Below are 15646 nucleotides of genomic sequence, written 5' to 3' on the forward strand. Positions count from 1 at the left end.
GTCATAAGATGGCGAAACAGTACGACAGCGAACGAGTAGACGACGGAACCGTCTCGACGTCGGGATTCTTCCGTCTCGACAGGATGTCCTCGGCGATGCTCGTCCTCACGGGGACACTGATCGCGGTCGCGTACGCCCCGTTGCTCACGGGCGCGGAACTGACGATCGCCGGCCAGCCGTGGCTCCTCCTCTCGCAGCCGATCGTGATGATCGTCCTCGGCGCCGTGTTCGTTACGGCGACGTACTACGTCGAACGGGCGGACGGTGACGACGCATGAGTCAGGCGAGCGAACTCGCGATCGTCTTGCTGTACTTTCTGGTCATTCTCGGGATCGGCTACTACTTCAAAGATCACCGATCGGGCGACGAGTACTGGTCGGCGGGCGGCGAGATCGGGACGGTGATGAACACGCTCGCGATCTTCGCCGCCTTCGCGAGCGGCGGAACGTTCCTCGGCTCGATCGGATTCGCCTACACCTTCGGCCTCCCGTTCGGCTGGACGGCGATCACCGGCTCCGTGGTCGGGTTCATCGTCGCAGCCATCCTCGTCGCGAAACCGATGCGACGCGTCGACGCGTACACGATCACCGATATCTTCGATTTCCTCTACCGAGATCGGCGGATCAACCTCCTGGTACCGATCGTCGTGATCCTCGCGTTCGTCTTATATATGGTCGCACAGCTCAAGGCCGCCGGGGTCGTCACGGAGTACCTCCTCGGCATCGGCTACCTCCCGTCGGTGATCATTATCGGGCTGATCTTCATCGCGTACGTCTCGCTTGGCGGCATGTGGGCGATCACAGTCACCGACGTCTTACAGGGCGTCCTGATCTGGGGACTGATGCTCGTTATGGCCGCGATGGGGTTCGCCTACTACGGGTTCTCCGTCACCGCACCCGGCGCCGAAACGCCCGGCCTGCTCGAGATGGCGACGGTTCATCCCGCATCGTATCTCGGATTCTTCGTCATCTGGGCGTCGACGGTCGCGATCCTTCCGCACATCGTGATGCGCGTCCTCTCCGCGGACAGTCCGGAGTCGGCCAAGATCGCCTACAGCTGGGTCGCGATCCTCTATGCCGTCTTCAGCGTCATCGCGTTCTACATCATCCCCTCGACCGCGCTCAGCATCGATCCGGGCCTCGCGGATCCCGACCTCGCGCTCGTCGTCGTCATGGAGTCGCTGCTGCCGGCCATCGTCGCCGGACTGGTCGCGGCCGCGATCCTCGCCGCCGTGATGTCGACGACCGACGCCCTGTTACTCGCGATGTCGGCGTCGATCGCAAACGACATCTACGGGACGGTGCTCAATCCCGAGGCCTCCGACGAACGGGTCGTCCGTATCGGAACGTTCGCCACCGTCGGCATCGGACTCGTTTCGATCGCCATCGCCGCGCTCGACCCGCCGGACGTTCTCGTCGTGCTCTACACCGACGCGACCGGGATGATGGCGGCCGCGTTCTTCTTCCCGCTCGTGCTCGGCATCTGGTGGAAGCGCACGACATCGTCGGGGGCGCTCGCCGGAATGACGGTCGGGCTCGCAAGCTACGTCGGCGCCTGGCTCGTCGTGCCGATGTTCGCGGCGATTCTGGTCGCGCTCCCCCTCTCGCTGCTCGTCACCGTCGGCGTCTCGTTCGCGACGGACGCACCGTCGGTCGAACGAATCGAACGGCTCCGGGAGAAACTCGGCCACGAGGAGACCGGGTGGTGACCGCGGTGAGTTCATCGCGTACACCCGCCGGTCGTCTCGTCGATACCCTGCTCGTCGGCGACCGCTGGCGGACGTTCTGTGGCTGTTCGCAGACAGCGTTTCTCGAGGCGCTCACCGCCGCGCTCGAGGAGTACGACTTCGCCTTCGACGTCGACGAACAGCCCCCCTCGGGGACCGAACGGGTTCTCTACGGCAGCGACGGCGACGGCACCCGAGTGACGATCACCGAACCGCTCGAGACCGAGCTCACGGTCGTTCCCGTCACCGCCGATCCGATCGCCCGCGCGGCGCTCTCGCTCGCGACGCGGGCGGACGGACGCGAGCGAGCGACGGCTAACGTCTGCCTCGTCGACGTCTCGTCGATCCCGGACGAGCGGAAAGACGAGCTCGCGACGCTCATGCAGGGGGTTATGGATCGCCTCGAGTGTGAGCCGTGGGACCTCGCTGACCACCCACGATTCAAGCTCGCGGTGCTTCAGCGGTACAAGATTCGTCGGAAGTGGCGCTACTGGTCGAGAAGGGACCGATCGGTCGCGTGAGCCGCTTGGGCTCTCCGTCCGTAGTGGCTCGCTGGCCGGACGAGCGCAGTTCCGGTTGAATCGTTTCGGTGGTCGACAACGGACCGTCCGTCGTCGTAATTTCGGCTACCTGTAACGAACACGGTAGTATGGTCGGCGCTCCGTCGTTGACCGTCCCGACGACGACAGCGGCTGAAACGCGGTCACGCTATCGATGGCATCGGAGGCCGTAGGGAACGGGCGACAGGATGCGACCGGCGTCCGACTCGAACCCGTCGCGTAAGGCACTTCTCTCATGCCCATCGGAAAACAGTTTCGTAGCAGGCGATCCACCGAAAGGCCGAAGAACCCACTATTTGTTTATTCGTTCTATTACGTTCGGGTTTTGGTAATATTTTGCACGCAATACAGCGTGATTCACCCCACGAGGAACGAGCGCGGATTAGATAATTTCGCCGGATGATAAACGGACGCACGATCTCGGTCCGCAGTAAGCGGAGAATACTCCAGATTTCGTTCAGGATCGAACGCAGAACTATTGCGAACGCGTTGTGAACCGTTCACTCGAGGCTTTGGTTGAATTATAGGAAATGTGAATACTGGAAACGAAGTTGTAGTTTATATTCGTTTTTGGTGCTCACGACGCCACACCATAGCCGGGCGAGAAAACTTGATCACGGCGACTCGAGCGCCGGTGGCGCCGAGCGGACGCCAGCGGTACGGATCCCCACGAAAAGTGTTCTCGGCTCGGCTAGACGGGCTCCCTCGAGACGCCCCGGCGGTTCAATCGTGCATGACGGTCACCGTCGGCGCGTCGACCTCGAGCAGCACCGACTGCGTGATACTGCCGAAGAGCGCCTTTCCGACCGGCGATCGTTTGCGACCGCCGAGAACGAGAAATCGTGGATCGCTCCGGTTTGCCGCCTCGCTGATCTCCTCCGCCGGAGCACCGACTCGGCCTTTGGCGACGACGCGGCTCGTCTCCTCGAGCGTTCGCTTCGCGATCGTTTCGGCCGTGTTCGCGGCATCGTTCGCGCCTTCGTCGACGTAGTACTCCGGTTGACTGCTAGAGCGCGTTTCGAACTGGTCTTCGGTCATCACGTGTAAGACGACGAGGTCGTCGTCGAACGCGTCGGCCAGGTCGCTGGCCGTGCTCACGACCGGTTCACTGAACTCGTCGTCGTCGACTGCACACAGGATTGCCATACGTGTGGTATACGGTCACCCACTACTAAAAGTTCAACCGTACTGTAAGGTGCTGGAAGTTCTGGAAGAATACTACGCGAGCGGATCGGAGGGTCACAAAACAGTCGGATAGACAAGCTCGATTCCGTTCGGCCGAATATCGTTTCGAATTATAAATGTCTGATAGTCGGAATGCTTAACCTCGAGAACGTCCATTGGTAGTATTGACCATGGTTACTGCACAATATACACACGTTACGATCACCGCCGACGATCTGGACGAGTCCATCGACTTCTACGAGAACGTCTTCGGAATGGAGAAAATCCCGACCCCAAACTGGGATCTACCGATTCAGTGGGTGAACTGCGGGGGACTTCAGTTACACGTCGTCGAAACCGACGCGACGGTGCCGAACTTTCATCACTTCGCGGTCCACGTAGACGACCTCGAGTCCGTATACACGGCAATTCGAGCACACGAAACGGCAACGTTCGAAGTGCTCGAGCAGTACGTCAGCGGTGACTACACCGACGGTGCACCACCGGTCTACTATCTGCCGAGCGGAACGGTACAGATGTACGTGCGCGATCCGGCCGGAAATATGATTGAGGTGAACTACCCGAACGTAGACGAACTCGACACGGAAACGGTTCCGAACCTGATCGAGCGCGATGACGTCGCGCCGCCGGAATCCGGGTCGCCTCGGGGAGATATCTACGGCGAATGGGGGGTTCAACCGGCCGACGAAACCAGTTGAGCAGGTATCGATTGCGATGGAAAAAGCACACAGAAAGGAAGCCCCGTGGTGGATTCGATTGTCGGCTAAGAACGGTCGAAAGCCGCGTGAGTCCGATGATCTACTCGTCCTCGTACGGCCGTAACTCGTCCCAGTCTGGAACGAGGCCCAATCCGGGTTCCTCCGGAAGCGTGATCGACCCGTCGGACGGCTGTGGCGGCGACTCGTAGATTTTGTTGGCAACCTCCCAGACGATGTCGTGGAATTCGACCAGTTGACCCGCCGCGAGCCCTGCATAGAGGTGCATATTCTGGTACGGCCACCCGCCGCCGTGGACGAGGCGACGGTTGAACGCGGCGGCCATTCCGGCGACCTTCGTTGCTTCGGTGAAGCCGCCGGTGAAACACACGTTCGGCATACTGACGTCGACGGCATCGTTTTCGATCAGTTCCCGGTGGCGAAAGCGGTGTCCTTCGTTTTGCCCCGCCCCGATCGGAACCTGCGTCCGTCGCCGGAGATCCGCCAGCAGCGACGCGTCGTTTCCGTACACCGGCTCCTCGAACCAGTCGATCGAAACCGACTCGAGTCGGTTGCACAGCTCGAGTGCCTCGTCGACCGAGTACAGGTAGTTCGCGTCCATCGAGAGTCCGATTTCGTCGCCGACCGCATCCCGAACGGCGGTTACCCGCGCCGCGTCGATGCGCGGCGTCGCCCACTCGCCCTTTCCGACGACGACTTTGACTCGAGTGGCACCGTCGGAAACGAGGTCGCTCGCGAGGTCGGCAAGTTGTTGCTCGTCTCGGATCGCTCGGCCGATCGTATGGTAGACCGGAATCGTCTCAGATGCGCCGCCGAGAAGGCGCCAAACGGGCTGGTCGTAGTGTTTCCCTTTGATATCCCAGAGTGCGATATCGACGGCACTGACGGCGGTACTCCAGGTTCCCGTCTGTGCTCGCGGGTTGAGTTCTCGGTAAAGATGATCCCAGATGCGTTCCGTCTCGAGGGGGTTTCGCCCGCGTATCTCGGGCGCGATCTGCTCGTTGATGAACGAAGCGGTTGCCTCTGGATAGAGGTAACCGGTTTCACCGTATCCGGAGATGCCCTCGTCGGTTTCGACGGTGACGAAGACGATCGTATCGTCCAGTTCGTCCGATCCGGGAAGGTCTACCGGAACGGTGTATGTCGTCGAGTGTACGCGTGTGATTTCCATGCAGAAGCTCTCGTCGGTATCAAGCGTTCGGAGCGTCAAATAAGTACCTATCGAACGAACGAGCGGCCTTGAAAGAGAAGATCAGGAATCCATAGCACCGTACTTACGCAACGTGTTGGTAAGCGCCTTCAACAGCGGCAGACCGACGAGCAGAACGGTCAGCGACGTGAGGATCAGCGGGATCGGTTCGTTGACGAAGATCAGCAGCGATCCGTCGGACAGTTGGAGCGACCGAACGAGGTTCTCCTCGGCGATCGGTCCCAGAATAATGCCCAGGACGAACGCGATAATCGAGTAGTTGTACCGCATCAGGAAGAACCCGAACACGCCGAACAGCAAGACGGTAAAGACGTCGAGCCAACTTCCGCGAAGGCCGAGGGCACCGAGCGTCGAGAAGACGACGACGAGCGGAATGAGGTAGTTCGAGTTCACCTGCGTGATGTAGGAGGTCTTTGTGATGAAGAGGAGACCGACGGCGAGGATGATCGCGTTACCGGCCAGCAGCGCGAGGAAGATGCTGTAGGTGGTGTCGATGTTCGTCGTGAACAGTTCCGGGCCCGGGTTCAACCCGTGCATTACGAGTCCCCCGAGGAGGATCGCCGTCGCACCGCTGCCGGGAATCCCGAACGAGAGCGTCGGAATCAACGATCCGGCGACCGTACCGTTGTTCGCCGCCTCGGACGCGATAACGCCGCGGTGGTTTCCGTCTCCGAACTCTTCGTCGCCACCGCCGCTTCGAACCGTCTCCGCGTACGAGACGAAGTTCGCGATCGACGCACCGGAGCCGGGAATGGCGCCGATAAACATCCCAATAAAGCCGGATTTGATCGTCGTTATCGGCGCGCGAACGACGTCGACGACACCGGAAGCGACGTTTCCGCCCATGTCGAGACCGCCTCGAGCGATTCCGCCTCGTTCGCCGGCCAGCTTGATCATCTCGCCGATGGCGAAAATACCGATCAGGACGGCGACGAAGTCGAGTCCGTCGAAGAGCATCATCGTATCGAAGGTGTATCTCGGCTGTCCGGCGGCGATAGGAAAACCGATCGTCGACAACAACAGACCGAACGCACCCGCCGTGAGTCCTTTGACGAGCGATCCGCGTGCGACAACTGTGATAAGCGCGATCCCGAAGAGCGCGATGAGGAAGTACTCTGGTGATCCGAACATCAGGACGATCGTTGTCAGATGCGGGGTCAACAGGATCAACGTGATCGTCGCCAGTACGCCGCCGATGACAGACGCTGTCGCCGAAACCGACAGCGCTGTCATCGCCTTCCCCTTTCGCGTCATCTGGTAGCCATCGAGCGTCGTGGCTGCCGCTGCTGCGGTACCGGGCGTGTTTATCAATATCGCCGCGATACTCCCGCCGTACATCGCCCCGCTGTAGATGCTTATGAGAAGGATGATCGCATCCGGACCGTCGAGACGGACCGTCAGCGGCAACACGATCGCCAATCCGAGGTTCGGTCCCAGGCCGGGAATCGAGCCGATAACGATACCGAAGAGGATGCCGGCGATGAGCCAACCGAGCGTCGATCCCGTCAGCAGGATATCGAGTGCCCCGCTGAGTCCCTCGATAAGCATTTACAGCCCCCCTCGAGTCAGATCAACCGGCAAGATGTGGTTGAACGCGAGTGCGATGACGATTGCGATGACGAGCAACGCCAGTGCGATCCGTCGCCGAATGGAAAACGCCATCGCGTACGCGATAACGAACAATGGCGTTGCGAGAACGAGACCGACGACGTACCCGACGGCTCCGTAGCCGAGGAGGAGTCCGACGAGGATGGTCTGCATGCGACGGGCTTCCGGTTCCATCGTCGACGACTGGGAGCTAGAATCGCGGTCTGACGTCTCCTGGGTGTGCTGTTGGCTACTCGACCGCGTCTTCGCCTCCGTCTCGGTTGATTCGTCACCTGCTTGCTGGTCACCGTCTACCCCGTCGACGTCGACGAAGTCGCTTTCCTCGTAATCGAACACCGATCCCGAATCATCAACGGCGGTTCGAACCGATTCAGGAAGGTAGTTTTTGCTCAACAACAGAAGCGTACCACAGATTGTGACGAGCGCGGCGAACCGAGGGAACAGGCCGACTTCGTAGGAGAACGTGAACGATTCGACGAACATGTATATCGAAACCACGAGCATACTGACGAGCAGCGCTACTTCTGGCGTCGCTCGCTCTCGTACGAAAGAAGACAGTGAACTGAACATGGGTGATACCTACTCCAGGTCGTCGAGGTCGATGTTTGCGGGGATTTCCTCCTGATTCTCCTCCATGACCGACAGCGCCTCCTCGGGTGGAATAAACTCGACGTCGTTACCCGTTTCTTCGGCCCACTCCTCCATTTCGTCGCTCTCGAGCACCTCTTCGAGACTGTCCGTAAGAACCTCGAGTTGATCGTCGTCGACGTCTGGCGGTGCGATGAACGCACGAAGAAATCCACCCATGAAGTCGATATCGTCGTCGTATCCGTATTCGGTGTACGCCGGGAGGTCGGGGAAGACGACGCTGCCGTCGCTGTGCAGTGCAGTGAGGACATCGAGTTGATCTTCGGCGTCCTCCGCGGCCGTCTCGGTCACGATGCCGACCGGGACTTCGTCGCCGGCAACAGCCTCGATGACGGCGCCGCTGCCGTCGTATGCAATGTAATTATCCCATTGGATATCCAGTTCGTTTTGCATCGTCTCGGCGAGGATGTGGCTTGGGGATCCGGTCGGTTGACCGCCGATTGCCTCGATATCGCCGTCGTCGTATGCGTCTACGACGTCCTCGAGGTCGTCGAAGCCCTCGTCCTGATTGGCTACCAGCACCCAGACGTCTCGCGTATAGCCGCCGATGTAGCTGTAGTCGTCGACGCCGAATCCGGGTTCCTGAATGAGAAACTGGGCGACGTCCGGAGAGTTGATCGGTCCCAGCGTGTAACCGTCCGGGTCAGCGCTATAAATGTCGGTCAATCCTTGCATCCCCGCCGCACCTTCGATGTTTTCGAACTGCACGCCGACGTCGTGGTTGTCGGCGATGTGCTGCCAGATCTCGCGCGTATAGAGGTCGGTCCCGCCCCCCTGTCCCCACGAGATGACGACGCGAAGTTGACTATCCGGATACTCACCGTCGCCGTCTTCTCCGAGACAACCAGCAAGAAGCGCCGTTCCGATACCACCAGCTGTAGCACCAAGATAGCTACGTCTATTGAGCATGTAATATGTTAATGATAGACATAGGCATTAAAACTTGTGTATTATACCAATACAATTAATTCATAATTCACTTATAGAATAGGTATGTAATATTTATATTACTATTACTAGATAGTTTTTCAGTGACAGGAGCTAGCCAGACGCTGCTACTGGAGCGTCCACAACGGATCTCGTGTAGTGAGTTCTTCGGGAAGACATAGAATCGGATAGTGTGGAGACGACCCACAAGAGCTAACCGAACGTAGATAATTCATCAGCTATGAGCCTCCCCGAGGAACTCGAGGGCGCGAGAATCATCATCGAGCAGTGTGCCAACGTCGAACCGAGCGAACACGTCGCGATCGTCGGCGATTGGCGATCCGACGACGTCACCGAACGACTCGCCGCGGCGGCCCGAACGATCGGTTCCGAAGCGTCAGTTCACCTGATGGCGCCCCGAGAAGAGGACGGAAACGAACCGCCCGAAGCGATCGCCGGAGCGATGAGAGAAGCCGACGTCGTCGTGTTAGTTCCGACCAGAGCGATCGCCCACTCGGCGGCGGCAAAGCGGGCACTCGAGAACGGGACGCGAATCGTCGCGATGGCGAAACTCTCGCTCGAGGAGTTGCTCGCTGACGGACTTCGCGTCGACTTCGACGAAATCGGCGAGGAAGTGCGGGAGATGGCCGATCGGTTCGCAGACGCGGACACGGCGAGGCTAACCGCGGCAAACGGGACCGACGTGACGTTCGCTCTCGGTGATCGGCCCGGAAACGGACTGAACTGTACCGTCCGCGAACCGGGTGAGTTCACGGTCGCGTACTGTGCAGAGGCGAACGTCACGCCGATACCGGACGGAACAAACGGACGGATCGTCTTCGACGGATCGATACCGAACCTCGGAATCGGGTTACTGCGAGACGAACTCACGATGGAAATCGACGACGGAAGCGTGGTCAGTATCGACGGCGCAGAAGGCGAGCGAGTCGAAGCGATCTGGCAACGGTACGACGACCCGGCGGTCCGGGAGGTCGCCGAACTGGCCGTTGGACTGAACCCTCGTTGTACCGAACTTACCGGTGGCTTCATCAACGATCACGGCGTCTACGGAACCGTTCACGTCGGGTTCGGGACGAGCAGTAACCTGGGCGGGGAAAACCGAACGCCGCTTCACTTCGATTGTACGCTTCGATCGGCCACCCTCGAGTTGGACGGTGAAACTGTCGTACAGGACCGGGACGTACAGCTCTAGTCTCCTCGGCGCCAGAACAGCATACTAGCGGCCGTCGACAGTGCCGGCGGCCATCCGTCGGATCCCCACCGTTTATCTATCGAGACGGCAACGATATCGCATGGTCGAAGATACCACCCAGCAGGATACCGTCCCTGAACCGAGCTTCGAGCACGTACTCGACCTCGAGATCGAGGTCGAAGAGCCGATCGAAATCGGAGACACCGGCGACGGACGGCGACGGATCATCCCGATCGTCGACGGCACCGTTTCCGGCCGAATCGACGGCCACGTGATCCCTGCCGGTGCGGACTACCAGCTGTTTCGCGTCGAGCGACCGACGGAACTAGTCGCGAAGTACGCCTTCGAGACCGACGACGGCTCGCGCGTCTACGTCGAGAACGAGGGCATTCGGTACGCCCCGCCGGAGACGAAAAAGCGGCTTCGGGACGGCGAGCCGGTCGATCCGGACGAGGTGTACTTCCAGTCGACGCCGCGGTTCGAGACCGCCGATCCCGACCTCGAGTGGCTCACCCAGAGCGTCTTCGTCGCCTCGGGGGTTCGACAGCCCAAGGGCGTGAAGCTGGCGGTGTATCGAGTCTACTATAGTAGCCAGTGAAACGATTTACACACCGATCGCGACGCTGTCCTGCGATCGGGTGTGCATTGACTTTCACTGGCTACTATAGANACTATAGTAGCCAGTGAAACGATTTACACACCGATCGCGACGCTGTCCTGCGATCGGGTGTGCATTGACTTTCACTGGCTACTATAGACGCCGCGAAAGAATGAGCCGTTAGTTCCCGTCGTCGACGTAAACGACGCCGTCGTCGACGACGACATCGTAGGACGGGAGGATGATGCTGTCGTCGGCGACGTTCTCGCCGGTTTCGAGGTCGAACGACCAGCCGTGCCACGGACAGGAGATGATCATCTCGTCGACGAACTTCTTCTCGACGCGTTCTCCGGGTTCGACGAACTCGCCGACGAGTTTCTGCGAGACGGGGCCCTTGCAGACCGGACCGCCGTCGTGGGGACACTGGTTGCGGAAGGCGTAGAACTCCCCGTCGGCGCGGACGACGCCGACCTCGACGCCGTCGACGTCGACGAGTTCGTGGTCGCCGTCGTCGAACTCGTCGGCGGCTTTGACCAGCACGAGGTTATCGATGCTCACAGGCCGAACACCTCCGCGGCGTTGCCGGAAAGAATGCGTTTGCGGTCGTCGTCTGAGAGGAACGGAAGATCGGTGATCGTCGATGGGCTATCGAAGTCCCAGTGGGGGTAGTCCGACGCGTAGAGGAGGCGATCGGTGCCGAGCATGTCGAAGCAGAGTTCGAGGAGTCGGGGGCTGGCCGACACCTCGAGGGGCTGGGTGCCGAAGTAGTAGTCGGTGATGTACTCGCTGGGCCGTTTCTCGAGCAGCGGCGCCTCCTCGGGCCGTTTGAGGTACTCCTCCTCGAGGCGGCTGATCAGCCCGGGAACGTAGGTGACGCCCGACTCCATGAACACGATGTCGAGGTCCGGGAACTTCTCGGGGACGCCCCGGCAGGTGACGCTGACGAGTTGGGACATGTTCGACTCGAGGAAGCCGAGCGTGTGCGTCTCGATCATCTCCTCGTAGCCCGCGCGGACGTAGTCGTCGAGACCGGAGCCGCCGGTGTGGTAGACGATCGGGAGCCCCATATCCTCGAGTCGCTCGTAGATCGGGTCGTACTTGCGGTTGCCGAGCGGCGGATTCGCTCCCGCGGTGACGAAACAGCCGCCGCGGATCGCCTCTTCGTCTTCGACCATCTCGAGGATCTCGAGCGAGGAGTCGACGTCGCTGTACGGCAGCGGAACGAGCCCGTAGACGCCGTCGTCGGGATCGAGTACCTCCTCGAGCATGTACCGGATGTGACCCTTGGCGAACGCCTGCGTTCGTTCGTCGTCGGTCTGGACGCCACCCATCGCGAGCGCCAGATGAGAGATCTGGAGGCTCGCGTCGATGTCCAGATACTCCATCCCTTCGCGGATTCGGTCGGGGGTCTCCGGCTCGTCGGGGTAGTTCGAGTGCTCGCGGACGACCTTGCCGTAGGCCTGCCGGTCGCCGGTCGACGTCGGGAAGAACGAACTCAGGTTCTGCTTGACCCCGCTGTCGCCCCAGTTACTTCGCTTGTACTGGGTGCGCCAGGGGTCGTCCATGTACTCCGCGATCTCCTCGAAGGAGTCCTGATAGTGCCAATCGCAGTCGATTATGCGGTGCTCTGCGGCGTCGATCACGCTAACTCACCCATATTGTATGGCATTGCCACACACACTAGTGTTCGTGTTACAAGATAAAGGTTATGCGGCGGGAGTAGAATCGCCCCACTCGAGAGCTTACAGTTGCAGATCCGAACGAATTCGCTCGTGAGCGGCCGCCAGTCGCTCGCGTTCGTCGTCCGCGAGGTCCCACTCGAGGATCTCGTCGGCGCCGTCGGCGGACAGCGTAACCGGGACGCTGAGACAGCCCTCGGAGAGGCCGTACTCGCCGTCGACCGGCGTCGAGAGACAGACCGGCGTCCCAGTGTCGCCGGAGCCGCCATCTGCGATCGTCCGAATTAGTCGGCTGGTGCCGGCGCTGGTAACCCAGCGAGAAGTCTCCGCCGCACCCCGGCGTTTGGCGATCTCGAACGGAATTTCGCGCACGTACTCGCGGACGTCGGCCCGTTCGTCGGCCGAAAGCGTCGCCGGTTCGCCGTCGATTCGGAGCTTCGAGAAGATCGGAACGATCCCGTTGCCGTGTTCACCCATGACGGGGCAGTACACCGTTTCGGGATCGACGTCACGCAGTTCGCCGATACGGTGTGCCGTCCGGGCCGTCTCCGACAGCGAATACCCGAGGAAGTGGCCCCGGGGCCACTCGAGTCGACGCCAGAGACGATACGTGATGCGATCGATCGGATTCGTCATGACGAGTATCGGGATCGGATCGATCGACCGTAACTGTTCGGCGACGTCGTCGACGATCCCACGATTTGCCTCGAGTTCGGCCTCTCGGGCGTCGGTATCGGTCGCGTCGTCGGGTCGCGGAGCCGCCGCGGTGAAGACGGCGAGGTCGGGTTGGGGGTCCAGGTCGCCGATCTCGTCCGCGCCGACCGCTCGAACGGTGCCGAGGGAACCGGCCGTCTCGCCGTCGACGGGCGCGTCGACGGTGTGGAAGACGGAGTGTGTGACGTCGACGGCGTGGGCCCACGCCGGCTCTTCGGCCTTGTCGACGAGCGTGATCTCGAACGTCGGATCGGCCGACGCCAGCGTGTACGCAACCGTCGAACCGATCGTACTCGCGCCGCCAATAATCGCTACGTGCATTGTGGCATCCCTACTCGAGTGTGTGACTGCCACTCACTTATACGGTTGCATCGATCCGCCCACTGACGGACGGTTCGAGCGTAAACGGGGAGGAAAAGCCGCGCCGATCGACGGCTCAGTTCAGGTCCACGCGAGGAGCCTGTGGCGCAGGATCCTGAGGGCGCGGTCGAGTGCGAACCCGAGGATCATGATCGCGATCAGGCTCGCGTACACCTGCACCGAGTCGAACGAGCGGACGCCCTGGATCTCGATGTGTCCGAGGCCGCCGCCGCCGGCGACCATCTCGAAGACGAACGTGATGATCAGCGAGATGGGCAGCGCGATCTGGAGCCCGGAGATGATCCCGGGCGCCGCCGCCGGCACGACGACCCGCCGGAGCAGTTCTCGGTCGGAGGTCCCCATCATCCGGGCGGACCAGATGAGGTTCTCGTCGACCTCGCGGGTCGCGTTACGCGCGTTGATCGCCACCGGCCAGAAGCAACCGAGGGTGACGAGCGCAATCTTCGACACGTCGCCGGTCCCGAACCAGAAGATGAAGACGGGAACGAGCGCGATCACCGGCACCGGGTAGCCGACCTCGATGATCGGATCCCAGAACCAGCTCATGATCTTGCTGCGTGCGCTCAGGACGCCGACGGCGATCCCGAGGACAGTCGCGATGACGAGCCCGACCAGCGCGCGGCGGACCGTGAGGTAGCCGTGGTAGATCAACGTGCCGTCGGCCGTGAGCGCGACGAACGAGGAGTCCGTGGCGAACAGGATGTCCGACAGCGGCGGGAGGAAGTAGTAGTGAATCATACCGAGTTGCGTGACCACTTCCCAGAGGACGAGGACGACGGCCAGCGAGACGGTCCCCTTGGCGAAGCTCACGAGGGAAGACCGGTCGAAGGTCGCGGAGCCTACGTCCATCGAATCAACCTCCGTTCGGCCCACTCGTAGCCACGGACGGCGAAGAACGCCGCCGCGGAGATGATCACCAGAACGGCGAACATCAGCGTGTACGCGCCGACCTCACCGTAGCGCAGGATCTCGAAGCCGACGCCCTCGTTCGACGCGATGAGTTCGGCGCTCACCAGCGCGATGAAGGCGATCGGAATCGCCTGTCTGATCCCGGTCAGGATGCTCGGGAACGTCGCCGGGATGACCACCTTGAGCGGAATCTTCCACGACGGCATCCCCATCATCTGCGCCGACCAGATCAGGTTCTGGTCGACGTCCTGGGCCGCGTTGTAGCTGTTCAACACGATCGGGAGCAGGCAGGCGAGGAAGACGATCAGGATCGCCGTCTCCGTCCCGACGCCGAGCCACAGGATGGCAAGCGGCACCAGCGCAGCCTTCGGAATCGGGTAGATCAGCGCCAGGAACACCTCGAAGACGTTCTCGACCGGCTGCGATCGAGCCATGCCGACGCCCAAGAGGACGCCGACGACGATGCTCAACGCGAGTCCGACGCCGACGCGGTACAGCGAAATCTGCAGGTGTGGCAGGACGTCGCCGGTCACGAGCAGTTCCCACACCGCAGCCCCGACCTCGAACGGCGAGGGGAGGACGACGCTCGGAACGACGGTACCGCTCATCAGTTCCCAGACCCCGACGAGGATCGCGAGCGGAATCCACTCGAAAACGAACCACGCGATCCGCTGGACCGGTTCGGGGACCGATTCTTCCAGGCCGTCCAGTCTAAAGTCTGCGTATGACATCGTCCTAGAGCTGTGCCTGTGGTTTTGTCTCCTCGCGGAGCGACTGCCAGACGTCGTTTTTCATCGCCGTGTACTCGTCGGACATGATAATGTCCTCTCGAGGCTGGGTCCGGTCGACGTCGATCTCGACGGCCGTCTTCTTCGTTCCCGGGTGGCGAGTCATGATCATCACGCGCTCGGAGAGGTAGACCGCCTCCTCGACGTCGTGGGTGATGAAGATCACCGTCTTCTCCAAGTCGCGCCAGATATCGAGGAGGTGATCCTGGAGCGCCTCCCGAAGCGGCTGATCGAGCGCGCCGAAGGGCTCGTCCATCAGGAGGATCTTCGGATCGTAGGCCAGCGTCCGCGCGAGCGCGACGCGCTGTTTCATCCCCCCGGAGAGTTCCTTCGGATACTTATCCTCGAAGCCATCCAGGTCCATCATGTTGATGAACTTCTGGGCGGTGTCCTGGCGCTCTTTCTTGTCGACGCCTTTCTGCTCGAGACCGTACGTGACGTTGCCCATCACCGTCCGCCAGGGGAACAGGGCGTAATCCTGGAAGACGACCCCGCGGTCCGTCCCCGGGCCGTCGATCGGAACGTCATCGACGGCGATCGTTCCCGCCGATTCGTCGAGGAACCCGGCGATCAGGTACAGCAGCGTACTCTTCCCGCAGCCGCTGGGTCCGACGACGCTGAGGAACTCGCCGCTCGGGACCTCGAGCGAGAGATCGTCGATCGCTTTCGTTCGTTCGCCGCCCGACTCGTAGACCTTCTCGAGATTCGAGATCGTAACGTGGCCTTCAACCATTTTGATCAGATACTATGGGAAGTGTGTATTTGTACTTTGTGCGGGGCGGTA

Annotated in this window: 17 protein-coding genes; 6 read left to right on the forward strand and 11 right to left on the reverse strand. The window is 61.1% G+C overall.

The window, feature by feature from the left end; all coding sequences use genetic code 11:
* The first annotated feature begins 8 nt into the window (after positions 1-8).
* From C493_RS17850 to C493_RS17860, 3 genes are read left to right on the forward strand one after another with little or no spacing between them, the layout of a single operon-like run.
* A complete protein-coding gene (locus C493_RS17850; protein ID WP_007260890.1) occupies positions 9-278 on the forward strand; it encodes a hypothetical protein in 270 nt (89 codons plus the stop codon).
* Positions 275-1708: a sodium:solute symporter family protein gene (locus tag C493_RS17855; protein WP_007260891.1), complete on the forward strand. Its 1434-nt coding sequence runs from the start codon at positions 275-277 to the stop codon at positions 1706-1708. The genes C493_RS17850 and C493_RS17855 overlap by 4 nt, the downstream gene beginning before the upstream one ends.
* A 5-nt stretch (positions 1709-1713) precedes the next feature.
* Entirely contained in the window at positions 1714-2247 is a 534-nt protein-coding gene (locus C493_RS17860) for a hypothetical protein (RefSeq protein ID WP_049889481.1), read from the forward strand.
* A gap of 762 nt (positions 2248-3009) precedes the next feature.
* On the opposite strand, the gene C493_RS17865 is transcribed toward C493_RS17860, so the two are convergent.
* Positions 3010-3432, reverse strand: a complete 423-nt coding sequence (locus tag C493_RS17865) for a universal stress protein (protein WP_007260893.1) — start codon at positions 3430-3432, stop codon at positions 3010-3012.
* A 209-nt stretch (positions 3433-3641) separates the two neighbouring features.
* Here C493_RS17865 and C493_RS17870 point away from each other — a divergent pair, with 209 nt between their 5' ends.
* The gene (locus C493_RS17870; protein ID WP_007260894.1) at positions 3642-4169 is read left to right on the forward strand and encodes a VOC family protein; all 528 of its coding nucleotides are present in this window, start codon (positions 3642-3644) and stop codon (positions 4167-4169) included.
* Between the two features lie 100 nt (positions 4170-4269).
* Here the strand turns inward: C493_RS17870 and C493_RS17875 are convergent, their stop codons facing one another.
* From C493_RS17875 to C493_RS17890, 4 genes are all read right to left on the reverse strand, one after another.
* On the reverse strand, positions 4270-5358 hold the full coding sequence (locus C493_RS17875) for a mandelate racemase/muconate lactonizing enzyme family protein (RefSeq protein WP_152421197.1): 1089 nt from the start codon (positions 5356-5358) through the stop codon (positions 4270-4272).
* Between the two features lie 81 nt (positions 5359-5439).
* Positions 5440-6945: a tripartite tricarboxylate transporter permease gene (locus C493_RS17880; protein WP_007260896.1), complete on the reverse strand. Its 1506-nt coding sequence runs from the start codon at positions 6943-6945 to the stop codon at positions 5440-5442.
* The gene (locus C493_RS17885) at positions 6946-7575 is read right to left on the reverse strand and encodes a tripartite tricarboxylate transporter TctB family protein (protein WP_083912439.1); all 630 of its coding nucleotides are present in this window, start codon (positions 7573-7575) and stop codon (positions 6946-6948) included. It abuts the gene before it with no gap.
* A 9-nt stretch (positions 7576-7584) separates the two neighbouring features.
* A complete protein-coding gene (locus C493_RS17890; RefSeq protein WP_007260898.1) occupies positions 7585-8562 on the reverse strand; it encodes a Bug family tripartite tricarboxylate transporter substrate binding protein in 978 nt (325 codons plus the stop codon).
* A 259-nt stretch (positions 8563-8821) separates the two neighbouring features.
* Here C493_RS17890 and C493_RS17895 point away from each other — a divergent pair, with 259 nt between their 5' ends.
* A complete protein-coding gene (locus tag C493_RS17895) occupies positions 8822-9793 on the forward strand; it encodes an aminopeptidase (RefSeq protein ID WP_007260899.1) in 972 nt (323 codons plus the stop codon).
* Positions 9794-9893: 100 nt separating this feature from the next.
* Positions 9894-10391: a DUF3237 domain-containing protein gene (locus C493_RS17900; protein ID WP_007260900.1), complete on the forward strand. Its 498-nt coding sequence runs from the start codon at positions 9894-9896 to the stop codon at positions 10389-10391.
* Between the two features lie 180 nt (positions 10392-10571).
* On the opposite strand, the gene C493_RS17905 is transcribed toward C493_RS17900, so the two are convergent.
* The 6 genes from C493_RS17905 to C493_RS17930 form a co-directional block, all read right to left on the reverse strand.
* Positions 10572-10949, reverse strand: coding sequence for a Rieske (2Fe-2S) protein (locus C493_RS17905; protein ID WP_007260901.1), 378 nt, complete (start codon positions 10947-10949; stop codon positions 10572-10574).
* A complete protein-coding gene (locus tag C493_RS17910; RefSeq protein ID WP_007260902.1) occupies positions 10946-12034 on the reverse strand; it encodes an amidohydrolase family protein in 1089 nt (362 codons plus the stop codon). Before C493_RS17910 ends, C493_RS17905 begins: the two co-directional genes overlap by 4 nt.
* 99 nt (positions 12035-12133) lie before the next feature.
* Positions 12134-13105 carry a malate dehydrogenase gene (locus C493_RS17915; protein ID WP_007260903.1) on the reverse strand — a complete coding sequence of 324 codons (972 nt, stop codon included), beginning with the start codon at positions 13103-13105 and terminating at the stop codon, positions 12134-12136.
* Between the two features lie 120 nt (positions 13106-13225).
* Positions 13226-14014 (reverse strand): ABC transporter permease, encoded by a 789-nt coding sequence (locus tag C493_RS17920; RefSeq protein ID WP_007260904.1) that lies wholly within the window; start codon positions 14012-14014, stop codon positions 13226-13228.
* Positions 14005-14805, reverse strand: a complete 801-nt coding sequence (locus tag C493_RS17925) for an ABC transporter permease (protein ID WP_007260905.1) — start codon at positions 14803-14805, stop codon at positions 14005-14007. The genes C493_RS17920 and C493_RS17925 overlap by 10 nt, the downstream gene beginning before the upstream one ends.
* Positions 14806-14809: 4 nt before the next feature.
* Positions 14810-15595 carry an ABC transporter ATP-binding protein gene (locus C493_RS17930; RefSeq protein ID WP_007260906.1) on the reverse strand — a complete coding sequence of 262 codons (786 nt, stop codon included), beginning with the start codon at positions 15593-15595 and terminating at the stop codon, positions 14810-14812.
* Between the last annotated feature and the right edge of the window lie 51 nt (positions 15596-15646).

The organism is Natronolimnohabitans innermongolicus JCM 12255, from assembly GCF_000337215.1.
GTDB lineage: Archaea > Halobacteriota > Halobacteria > Halobacteriales > Natrialbaceae > Natronolimnohabitans > Natronolimnohabitans innermongolicus.